Annotated in this window: 10 protein-coding genes; 2 read left to right on the top strand and 8 right to left on the bottom strand. The window is 46.6% G+C overall.

All coding sequences use genetic code 11. From position 1 onward, the window contains the following. Positions 1-59 precede the first annotated feature (59 nt). On the bottom strand, positions 60-2015 hold the full coding sequence (locus FEN17_RS06755; protein WP_138364512.1) for a sialate O-acetylesterase: 1956 nt from the start codon (positions 2013-2015) through the stop codon (positions 60-62). 117 nt (positions 2016-2132) lie between these two features. Between FEN17_RS06755 and FEN17_RS06750 the strand changes: the two genes are divergently transcribed. Further along, a complete protein-coding gene (locus tag FEN17_RS06750; protein WP_138364511.1) occupies positions 2133-3032 on the top strand; it encodes a glycosyltransferase in 900 nt (299 codons plus the stop codon). Here FEN17_RS06750 and FEN17_RS06745 read toward each other — a convergent pair. The 6 genes from FEN17_RS06745 to FEN17_RS06720 form a co-directional block, all read right to left on the bottom strand. Further along, complete coding sequence (locus FEN17_RS06745) at positions 3025-3795, bottom strand: glycosyltransferase family 2 protein (RefSeq protein WP_138364510.1); 771 nt, start codon at positions 3793-3795, stop codon at positions 3025-3027. The genes FEN17_RS06750 and FEN17_RS06745 overlap by 8 nt on opposite strands. Position 3796: 1 nt before the next feature. Next, positions 3797-4753, bottom strand: coding sequence for a glycosyltransferase family 2 protein (locus tag FEN17_RS06740; protein ID WP_138364509.1), 957 nt, complete (start codon positions 4751-4753; stop codon positions 3797-3799). Further along, positions 4750-5682, bottom strand: a complete 933-nt coding sequence (locus FEN17_RS06735) for a glycosyltransferase family 2 protein (protein ID WP_138364508.1) — start codon at positions 5680-5682, stop codon at positions 4750-4752. Before FEN17_RS06735 ends, FEN17_RS06740 begins: the two co-directional genes overlap by 4 nt. Continuing rightward, positions 5683-7509: an ABC transporter ATP-binding protein gene (locus FEN17_RS06730; protein ID WP_138364507.1), complete on the bottom strand. Its 1827-nt coding sequence runs from the start codon at positions 7507-7509 to the stop codon at positions 5683-5685. It abuts the gene before it with no gap. 107 nt (positions 7510-7616) lie between these two features. Continuing rightward, positions 7617-8600: a glycosyltransferase family 2 protein gene (locus FEN17_RS06725; protein WP_138364506.1), complete on the bottom strand. Its 984-nt coding sequence runs from the start codon at positions 8598-8600 to the stop codon at positions 7617-7619. 266 nt (positions 8601-8866) lie between these two features. Continuing rightward, complete coding sequence (locus FEN17_RS06720) at positions 8867-9094, bottom strand: hypothetical protein (protein ID WP_138364505.1); 228 nt, start codon at positions 9092-9094, stop codon at positions 8867-8869. Between the two features lie 261 nt (positions 9095-9355). Between FEN17_RS06720 and FEN17_RS06715 the strand changes: the two genes are divergently transcribed. After that, positions 9356-10537 (top strand): putative sensor domain DACNV-containing protein, encoded by a 1182-nt coding sequence (locus FEN17_RS06715; protein ID WP_138364504.1) that lies wholly within the window; start codon positions 9356-9358, stop codon positions 10535-10537. Here the strand turns inward: FEN17_RS06715 and dinB are convergent. After that, positions 10532-11635, bottom strand: a complete 1104-nt coding sequence (gene dinB / locus FEN17_RS06710; RefSeq protein WP_138364503.1) for a DNA polymerase IV — start codon at positions 11633-11635, stop codon at positions 10532-10534. The two genes, FEN17_RS06715 and dinB, sit on opposite strands and share 6 nt — an antisense overlap. Positions 11636-11682 lie beyond the last annotated feature (47 nt).

Genomic DNA, 11682 nt, shown 5'->3' with positions numbered 1-11682 from the left:
AAAAGAAAAAAACATATTCTTTAAATGCACATTCACTCACTCAATTATTAAAACCAAGTTCACTGAAATTTCCCATTTTCGGTCGTCCCTGGCCAATTATCGGTCCTGAATGCACTCGCTGGAAAACCGTCGGTACTGTAAAGGTTGGCATCTTCCGGTGCATCCGTCCAGGCATATCGCACGGAAGCGGGCTTACTTACTTTCGGGTGCGAAACAATTACCTTGTTTCCCTGGATCTGGGCTTGCGCATAGTAAAAAACTTTGTCGTCACCCGCAATTTCAAACCCTTTCAGATAGCCATATTTATCTTTGATCATCAGACCATTGTCAGCAAATTTGAAGGAGACGGTTGCTTTGCCATCTTCGAAATCTACTTTGTCATAAATCGGGGATGAATAGGGGATATCCCGGCCGTAATCCAGCTTCAATGCATTGGTTGCCAGTCTGTGGGCCACATCCTGCTTGTTGGTCGGGTGGATATCTTTCGGGTTTCCGACGTCCGTACTGACGGCCATGCCCGTTTTTGGCAGGCTTAATGTCATGTTCTGGGCTTCACGCAATTCGGCCCATCCGCTGCCTTGGTTACTACTCTGGTCACTGCCGAAACTGGAAAGCTGCACCCAGTAAAAAGAAAAGTCATCGTTCCAGCGCTTCCGCCAATCATTGATCATCAGCGGGAAAGATTGGCGGTACTGATAAGCCCGGCCCGCATTACTTTCGCCCTGGTACCACAATGTGCCGCGGATTGCAAACGGGATCAGGGGAACGATCATCGCATTATAAATGGTGGTGCCAACATTGTTCATCAAATGTGCATATTCATGCTTTTCGGCGAACGAAGGCATTAAGTACCAGTCTTTTGCAATGTTGATTTTCTGATTTTCCTGTTCCAAAAACAGATCATTGGCTGTGCCCATAAAGCCGGTCCCAAACCAGGGTGTCGCAATCATATTGCCAGATTTGATCACCAGCTGATTTTTACCAGCCTTCCAGGTTCCAGCCGCAACATTGATCTTCTTCACACCTTTTACAGTGGTCTCACTCACCAGTTTACCATTAATATACACTTGTGTCGGGCTGTCATTTTCGGGCAAAGATAATACCGTCGGCTTCGCGGCAATGTCGTCCGCAAGCTCCACTTCTTTTGCCATAAATCCGTCTCCGCGGAATCCCATCAAACCTTTCCAATCCCACTGCCCGATCGGGTCCGCAGTTTTTTGCCAGGTCGAAAAATCAGCATTGCCGGAAACATATTTCTTTTCGTCGTCCGCGGTCGGAGCGGCGGATTCACTCTTGAAAAGCTGCTTTTTTAATTTTTTATCCATTACCACATCCGCCTCAGTCCACGTTTTGGGCATCGTCTGGGCGTAGGGTTTTAGCTCGCTATCTGCCAGCATCGCCTCTTTGCTGATCCAGCCCTCGATCTGCGAACCGCCCCAGGATGAGTGCAAAATGCCGATCGGCACATTTAGTTTTTGATATAATTCTCGCGCAAAAAAGAAGCCGATCGCCGAAAAACCACCCACCGTTTCCCTGGAAGCCACCTTCCAATCACCGGTAGTCAGGTCTTTTTCCGGCTCCATCGTCACTACGTGATCCACCCGAAAGTGCCTAATTTGCGGAAATTCAGCGTTTTGCCGCTCTTTTTCGTAGTCTTTTGCAGCTTGCACCGGCCACTCCATGTTCGATTGTCCCGAGCAAAGCCATACTTCCCCGATCAATACATCATTGGCCGAAACGCTTCCCGACTTCCCCGTCGCGGTCAATGTATGCGGGCCGCCAGCTTCGAGGGCTTTCAAACTGACCGTCCATTTTCCGCTTTGGTCGGCTTTGGCCTCAGCGGTTTGCCCGGCCAATGTTACTTTCACTTTTTCTCCCGGCTTGGTCCAGCCCCACACTGGAATCGGCCTTTGTCGTTGAAGGACCACGTGATCTGAAAACAGGCGCGCCATTTTTATCTGGCCAAAAGCGGTGGTATGGACAATTAATAAGAGGCAGAAAAATAAACGGGTCATAGGATTTGTATGGAATGTATTATCCATCTAAAACACGCAAAGGGGGCGGTTTCTACTTAAAACACTAACTTTACCCACTGTTTTCAAGGTTTCATTTTTGTCAAAAATCGCCTCCGGATGATATCCGTCATTATATGTTCCGTTCGGCCCGAAGAGCTGGAATCGGTGAAAGAAAATATCGCTAAAACCATCGGCGTCCAGCACGAAGTGATCGGGATTGATAACCGCGCCGGGCAAAAGGGGATTTGCGAGATTTATAATGAAGGTACGCAGCGCGCTAACTTCGATGTGTTATGCTTTATGCACGAGGATATTACGATGTTGACGGAACATTGGGGCGAAAAAGTTTTGGAGATTTTTTCCAAAAATCCAAAACTGGGACTGCTCGGAATTGCGGGCGGCGGCTATAAATCGCTGGCGCCTTCGAGCTGGTATAACTATCATTTGCAGGAAAATGGCGGTTTTTATTGTAACCTGGTACAGGGTTACAAACATTCGGGCAAGCCGGATATGCCGGATTACCGCAACCCGAAAAATGAAATGCTGAGTAAAGTGGCCTGTGTGGACGGCTGCTGGTTTTGCGTTCCAAAATCCGTCGCATTGAAATATCCTTTCGACCAAAACCTGCTCCGGAAATTTCACGGTTATGATCTGGATTTTGCCATTTCCATCAGTCAGGAATACGAGGCGGCGGTAACTTTTGAAGTGCTTTTAAAACATTTCTCCGAAGGTAACTTCAATAAAGAATGGATGGACGAGATTTTGAAAGTCCATAAAAAATGGGGTAAGCTGCTGCCGATCAATGTCGACGGAATTCCTGAGCAACATTTAAAAAGGATCGAGCGGCACGCGCTGGAAGTTTTTTTGCAGCAAAGTCTGAATAATGAATATTACTCCAAATCGGAACTTATCAAGCTGATTTGGAGCACCCGGCATTCCAGGGTCGCAACATTATCATTTCCCTACAAACTGATTTCCAAATTATTGAAAATGAAGAAGGGAGACCCGATCACCTGATTTTCCGCAGGTTTTTGTAGAATTTCCGGATGTTGTTCAGATACGAAAAATAGCTGCGGCCCTGCCATTTGTATTCATAATAAAACCGCTCGCGGCTCGTCAGCTCCATCTGCTCCTTCGTCGTTTTGGTTTTTAATGTGCGGCTTTCCAGGTGGTCGACGATGGAAGAAGTGACCAGCGCATGTTTCAATTTGTATTTTTCGAGCGTGTTGCCGTAATCATTGTCTGCAAACCAGAATTTAAAAGCCGGATCCAGTTTTCCGGTAATTTTTAGCATATCCCTTTTAAAAAGTATACACCAGCCGATCAACTCCCTGCGTACTTCATAACCGTAATGCAGGCCGCTATTGAGCGCAATTCCCTGCTCCGGATGGTGAATGCTGCACGCCGGCGATACACTTTGCAGGTCAGGATCACTTTCAAAAGCATTCAGGATTTCCGTCGCCCAGCCTTTGTGAAAAATCAGATCATTGTTGGCAATGCAGACATACTTACTCTTCGTCATCCCGATCCCAATGTTCATATACCGGTGATAACCAAATCGTTGCCAGGGATAAACTGTTTTTGAAAAAGGATATTGGTAAGGTTTGAGCTCTTTATTGGATTCGATTACAATCACATGAAACCGGACCTTTTCCGGATCTTCCGATTTTTCCAGGCTTTCGAGCGCCTGCAAGGTTACTTGCTGCAACTCCGCATTCCGGGCGTAGCTCAGGATCACCACATCAATGTCAACCGGTTTGTTATCAGGCTGTTCACGCATGTTATCGGGTCTTTTTAAAGAGGTTTTTCCTTTTAAAATTCAAAGATTTGAAATAATAGGAAACGAATGTTTTTGAACTCGTCAGGCTGCTCAGGATTTTTAACTGTTTCGGGTCCAGCAAATTCGCATGGTACATCATGTACTTGTAAAGTTTCTGCGTGCTGGCATCATTGCGTTCCAGTAGTTTCTGTTTTTCTGTTTCGGATAAAAAAGCAGATCCTTCTACTGCGGTGACAATGCGCTTGCGAAACTGTAATTCACCCGCCTGCATAATCTGAATGTTCTTACTCGTATTCCGGTGGTGTATCCGGATCAAAGTTTTGGCTTTTTCATTTTCGAAAAAGCGATAATGCGCCCCATGGATCGCGCACAAAAACCAGAATTCCCAGTCCTCGGTATAGTTACTGAATTCGGGAAAACCATTCACTTTCTCGACGATTTTCCGTCGCAACATTGGACTGCTTACCACAGCTATATTGGAGTATATCAATGTGTTAACTGCCTCATAACCTTTCGCATCGATTTTCGGAAGCCAGTTATGGTTGTTCATTTCGTAGTCCGGATAAGTAATATGCGGCTTGTCCGTTTCGAAGTAAAGATGGTCGGTATACGCAATGTCGACTTCCGGATGTTGTTCCAGAAAGGCTACCTGCAACGCCAATTTTTCCTTGCTCAGCAGATCGTCGGCATCGAGGAATTGAATGTATTCACCTTTTGATTTTTTAAAACCAAAATTACGCGCGACGGAAACACCACTATTCGGCTGTGAAAGATAGGTAATGCGCTTGTCGGCCAGGGCGAATTTTTCAACTACTTCCCGCGTATTATCCTTCGATCCGTCGTCCACAATCAGTGCCTCCCAGTGCTGGTAAGACTGTTCCAGCAGGTTTTGCAAGGTTTCTGCAATGATGAAACCGTAGTTGTAGGACGGTATTATAATGCTGACCAACTTATTCATATCCGTTTTTTAATCCTGCTTCCCCAGATCTTCCGCAGCGTGTAAAAGAATTTGCTGACCTCGGATTTTTTGAGCAGGTAAAGCAATGATTGCCTGTTTTTCCAAATGGTTATTCCGTAAGCGATGCTGGCAAACGACTTATTTCTTTGCAGGCTCAATGTATAAAGCCGATCGATCAGCAGCTTGCTTTTTCCCTTCGCTTTTCCTAAACAAAGCAGCAGCCAGGCACTTTCCTGTTCGAGACCTTCCAGCTTCTGATCGACGTTCCTGGCCACTGCGTGCAGCGCCAGCATATCCGTGTTGTTTTTCTGATGCTGCCGGTACTTTACCAGACATTGGTCCACAAAATTGATGGAGCCTTCCGTAGCGGAGATAAATGCCAGCCACTGGTCGTAATGAAAATTCGCGGGGAAGGGTAACGCTTTTTCCAGCACCGGTTTTTTCATCATAATGCTGTGACCAGAGACGCAGTTGAGATACAGAAAAGCCTCAGGATTGCTGCCTCGGTAAAAGTTAAATTTATCAGAAATTTTGATCCCCATCGGTTTTCCCGAATCTTCAATAAATTCAGAATCATGGTAAATCAGTTGGTGGTCACCGAGGGCATTCAGCTGGGTTTCCAGCTTGTCGGGCCGCCAGATATCGTCCTGGTCGCAGATTGCAATTATGTCACATTCACATAATTGCAGTGCTTTCTCAAAGTTTTTGTTGTAACCCAGGTTTTGGTCATTACAATGTATTTTAAACCGCGGGTCACGCTCGGCATACGCGTTCAAAATGGCATGGGTATCATCTGCCGAGCAATCGTCTACGATCACCATTTCCCAGTCGCTCACAGTCTGGGCCAAAATCGAGTCCAGCTGTTGCTGCAAGAAGTCGCGACCGTTGTAAGTACACATCGCTATGGATATCCGCGGCGTACTTTTCATTTATGCCTCTGTAAACTGCTGCATGTCCACCAGTCTCCGGTAAAGTCCCTCATGGGCAAGCAGTTGCTGGTGATTTCCCTTCTCTACGATCACGCCGTCTTCCAAAACAACAATCATATCAGCATTCTGGATGGTGCTCAACCGGTGGGCGATGACCAGCGAAGTCCGGTTCCGCATCAGGTTATTCAAAGCTTCCTGCACCAGCTTTTCCGACTCGGTATCCAACGCGGAAGTAGCTTCGTCCAGCAACATGATTGGCGGGTTTTTGAGTACGGCGCGGGCGATACAGATCCGCTGTTTTTGTCCACCCGAAAGTTTCATCCCGCGGTCGCCAATGTTGCTGTCGTAGCCATGTTCGGTTTGCAGGATAAAATCGTGGGCGTTGGCTACGCGCGCGGCGGCTTCTACCTGTTCAAGCGTTGCATCGGGTACGCCGAAAGCAATGTTTTTGAAAATGGTATCATTAAAAAGGATGGATTCCTGGTTTACCACACCGATCAGCGACCAGAGCGATTCTTGTTTCAGCTTCCGGATGTCTGTCCCATCGAGCGTCACACTGCCTTTTTCAGGTTCGATAAACCGCGGGATCAAATCCATCAATGTCGATTTCCCGCCACCCGACGGACCGACTAATGCAATTGTTTTACCTTTTGGAATAGTCAGATTAATGTCTTTCAAAACCGGCCTGCCGGGATAGGAGAACGACAGATTGTTCAATTCAATAGCATGTTGGAAATCTTTCGCATCAACTGCGTCGGGACTGTCCTGGATCACAGGCTTTTCATCAATCAATTCCAAAACCCGCTCGCCGGCGGCAATACCTGCGTGAATGGTGCTGAAAGAATCCGTCAGCGCCTTGGCTGGCCGCATAACCTGTGAGAAAATGGCAATGTAACCCACAAATTTGGCAGGTGTAAGGTCCGATTGGTTATCTAAAATCAAAGAACCGCCATACAAAACGATCAGCGCCACCATAGTAACCCCCAAGAATTCTGAAACCGGGCCGCCCAGCTGCTGGCGTTTCGCCATTTTTCGGCCCAGTTCTGAGTACCGGATGTTTTCCTGGTGAAACTTCTCTTTTATATCATCTGTCGCATTAAAGGACTTGATGATCTTGATTCCCGATAATGCTTCGTCCAGGTAACTGATCATCAGCCCGAACAAATGTTGCGCTTGCGCTGCTTGCTGTTTAAGTCTTTTTACAATTTTGGAAATCAAAAATGCAGAAATCGGGATGACCAGCACCGCAAAAAGCGTGAGTTTGATAGACGTGGCGAAAAGCACAAAAATGTAAGCGATCAGCTGCAACGGTTCTTTAAAAACGACCTGCAATGTGCCCGTCACCGAAAACTGTACTACCTGTACGTCCGAGGCAATTTTGGAGATAATATCACCTTTCCGCTGGTTGCTAAAATAGCCCACGTGCAGGTTCATGACATTGTTGAAAACCGTTTTCCGCAAGTTCAGCAGCGTGTGAATGCGGAGGTTTTCCATCACGCGCTGGGAAAAATATTTGAAAACATTGGAGAGCAATACCGAAAGTACGATTACGCCGCAGACGAGTTGCAAAGCGCCGTGCGGTCCGTAGTGAATGTTGGCTTGCTGGGCGTAGTAGTTGAGCATGCCGGTGGGGTCCCACCAGCTTTCCGGGCGTTCCAAAAGTGGCGACCCTTCTTTTGCGCTGCTGAACAAGGTACTAAGCAGGGGTACTAATAATGCCAGGTTCAGCGTGTTAAATATGACTCCCAGAACTGTGCAGACGATGTAGGGAAATGCGAATCTGGCAATCGGTTGGGCAAAAGATAATAATCTGAAATAAGTCTTCATTTATCGGAAATGGCATCAACGGGGAGATGCCTGAAAAGTAAAATACCGGAAATCAGGGATTTCCGGTGTAAAAAGCTGCAAATTAATGCTAATAGCTGGAATGTCTGCTATAATTTAACAACCTGCTTGTATTTCAGCATCAGCTGCATATTCTCGATAATGTCGTTGATGCCGATGTTCGATTTGTAGAACCGCATCTGACGTCTGAAAGCGGTCTTTTTCACTTTCAGCTCGTTCATATTTTTCAGGAAGTCAATATACGCCTGCGCTTTGTAGAACTGAAATGTCAGGATACTTGGCAACACGTCACTCAAAATCACCTGCAAATGGTACAGGTTCAAATCCGCGCCGTGAAGGTGCAAATGATGCATGTAGTAGCGGTTGCGGAAATAAATTCTTTTGATCGAGTAGTTGTCTTTATGGCCTTTTGTGCTGGCCGAAACCTCGTGACGGCAAACGGCATTGTGCTCGTAGTAGCATTTCCAGCCCAGTCTCCACGCGCGGATGGACATTTCCTGATCCTCACCGTAATAGGGATTAAACATTTCGTTGAACCCATTGATGGCTTTCAGCTTCCGGGTATCCATCAGCGCAATTGCTCCCGAAAGATAAAAAGTAGGGGTGAGGCTGTCGGAATCCTGTAAGTAGAAGAAATTGCTGGGTTTGATTTTGCGTCCCAGAATTTTCGGAGAGCGGGCTGCATCCAGAATGTTGTCGTCTTCCATCCCGATGATACGTCCCATGACGCCGAAGGTATCTTCCAGTTCGAAGTACTTGTAAAGCTTTTCAAAATAACCTTCTTCCAGCGTAACGTCTGTGTTTAAAAGGAAGATCAGATCATTGGACGCCTTCTTGATCCCCAGGTTGCAGGTATGCGCAAATCCCGAATTTTTTTCCTTGCGGATGATGGTAATTTCGTTACCATAATGTTCTTCCAGATAGCTGACCGAATCATCTGTCGAGGCATCATCTACGACAATAATCTGAACCTCGTGGCCAAGCCTTTTTAGAATCTTATAGTTGCTCTCAAAATACTTTTCGAACAAATGCTTTCCGTTAAAATTCGGAATAACTACGGAGATGCTTTTCATTAATCATACAGTTTTAGTGTAGAGTATATAGTGTTTTCGATAGCTATATTTTTTCATGGCAGTCACTTCTGCCGATTTATAAATAATTGAACCACTTAAATCACACAATGTTCGTTGCAACAAAAACGCTATACGTTCAACGACTCAGACACTTTGATTTATTTTTTTGACAAAAGAAATGAAGCCGGTTTTGTGCGTGCCGGAAATCATTTTAAAAGGATGAAGAGAAGGGAAGGATTGAGATTAAAATTCAGGAGCTCACGCTCTTAGTAATCATTTGGGCAATGTTTTTCTGTATTTTCCAAAAGATTAATTTCATTATTACCTGTTTTAATTTGTATACCTGAACAATAACGAGTTTGTTGCATTACAGGTATATTTTTAAGTAAATCGGGCATTTCCTTCAAGATTTTTAGTAAACGTTGATGACTGTTATTTACCGGCTTTGTTTTGAATGAACCGCTCTCTTTCGGAAAGGTTGCAAAAACTTTCAATAAATTTTACTCCCGATGAAATTATGGCCCGCATGTAATTGGTCAAGCATTTCATTTTCAGCGGTAAAAACATACATTTTGGGTAAAGGATTTTTTGAATGTGTGAAAAAAAATACTCAACCTTTTCAAAGCTGGATATTAGTCTGACAAATGCTTATCCAAAGCCCAACTTTTTGCCGCTGCCATTTGTTCCTGACTTGAACCGGTAAATTCCGAGCGCGGTTTTGCTGATCCTACCAGTTCCTAAATTTGAAATCCCGCATGACCAACACCCCCAATTTTACAATCAACACCGGGGATAAAGTTCCGGTAACCACTTATAAGGCAGCTCGTTCTGTTGCTGCGCAGGTAGCAGCGCATTTCGACCGCCACCATGTTTCGGTGAGTAAATATTATGAGCAGGAACTCGCGCCCCGGCCCGACGCCCATACCATCGAAACGATCATTGATACCACCTTCTGGGCCAGCTTGCGCCGTGAAGAGGGGAGGTCGCCCAAAGTTTCCATTGCCTACCTTCCGCCCGAAGCCGCCGAGCATCCCCTGATATTTGCCGAAAAATTATCGCTTACCGCCAATGTACTTACCAAGCTGGCCCCCGCGGTCGAACGGTCGGGGATACATTTGGGGGTTTGGCTGGAAGACGGAGAATTGCGGATATGGGGCACCACGCGCGTGATTCCGGGGTTGTGCTTTGTTTTGGAAGTGATTGAACCGGGTATGCTCGTAGTCAAACACCGCCGCGTAGAAGGTTTCGGGAAGTTTGTGAATGTGGCCGTATTGAAAGGTGACCAGGTCAAAATTGTGAATGAACAAAGCGGAAAAGTCCGCGATTGTCCTTCTGTGATTAATTCCATGATCGGGTTCAACTCGACCACGCTCTGGAATGACGCGCCGAACCTGCTCGTCCAGCTTTCGGTTTCTATGCGCAGCCACGAGCGTGGCGGTATTTTGCTGGTGGTGCCAAAAGGCAAGGAAAATTGGCGCAAATCCATCATTCATCCGATTACTTATCACGTGCAGCCCGCTTTTTCGGAGCTGGCTATATTGAATAAACGTTACCTCGAAGACCCCAACCCGATTACCTGGCAAAATCAGTTCAGTTCGGCCATCAGCAACCTGGCCGGTCTCACGGCCGTCGACGGCGCTACCATTATTAATGATAGTTATGAGTTACTGGCTTTCGGGGCGAAAATCGGCCGCGCGGCAGAAGGCTCGCCGGTGGAAGAAATGATTGTCAGCGAGCCCGTGATCGGTAACTCGCCGCAGGTCATTCATCCGGTGCAAAACGGCGGGACAAGACATTTATCAGCGGCCCAATTTGTCTACGATCAGCGGGATTCGATTGCGCTCGTGGCTTCCCAGGACGGACGTTTTACGATTTTTTCCTGGTCTGGATGCGAAAATAAGGTGCTGGCTTTCAGGGTAGATACATTGCTTTTATAAGAATTCGGGAAACAATTCGAGCTGCTCCGGGTTACGGGGTTTCTTCGATTTGTTTTCCGGCTCCTGAAAATTGGAAAGCGAAATACCAAGCAGGCGCACCGGCTTTTCATGCATTTCAACCTTATCCAGCAGCATTTTCGCGGTGTCGGTAATCGTATCCAGATCGTTGGTAGGCGTGAGAAACGAATGGTTTCGGGTGATCTGGGTAAAATCGCTGAACTTCACTTTCAATGTGACTGTCCTGCCTTTGAGCTGGTTTTTTTGAAGCCGGTTAAAAACGACTACCCCGATCCGATCAAGCTCCTTGTACATTTCTTCGGGCTTCGTGAGGTCATACGTAAAAGTATCCTCTGCGCCCAGCGACTTGGTTTCCCGGTGCGTTTGTACCTCACGGTCATCGATACCCCGCACGATTTGGTAGTAGAAGTGTCCGGTTTTTCCGAAATGCTTGACCAGTTCTTCTTCGGATAATTTTTTTAAATCAGCCCCGGTAAAAAGCTGCATACCCTTCATCTTATCCGCGGTCACTTTTCCCACGCCATGAAATTTCTCCACCGGCAGGTTATCCATAAACCGCTCGATCTTTGAAGGCCCGATGAATGTCAGCCCGTTTGGTTTATCGAGGTCGGAAGCGATTTTAGCGACAAATTTATTGACCGAAACACCCGCCGAGGCGGTAAGGTGCAGCTCGTCTGAAATCTCCTTTTTAATGCGCCGGGCAATTTCCATCGCAGAACCGATCTGCAATTTATCTTCCGAAACATCCAGGTAAGCCTCGTCCAGCGAAAGCGGCTCGATTAAATCTGTATATCTGGAAAATATCTCGCGAATACTTCTCGAAACGGATTTATAAACCTCAAACCGGGGATGGACGAAAATGATGTTGGGGCATAAATTAATAGCCTGACGCGACGGCATGGCCGATCTTACCCCGAATTTTCTCGCCTCGTAGCTGGCCGTCGCCACCACGCCGCGACCGGTGGGAGAGCCGCCTACTGCCAGTGGCTTTCCGCGATATTCCGGAAAATCACGCTGCTCCACCGACGCATAGAATGCGTCCATGTCGATATGTATGATTTTTCGCTGGCTCGGTGGCATAGATTGGGTACGGATCTTGTGAATGCAGTACGCGCGTTAAAAACAAA

Source organism: Dyadobacter luticola (assembly GCF_005860805.1).
Lineage (GTDB): Bacteria > Bacteroidota > Bacteroidia > Cytophagales > Spirosomataceae > Dyadobacter > Dyadobacter luticola.
Note: the sequence above shows the minus strand (reverse complement) of the source record. Positions and strands in the feature narration are given on the sequence as shown.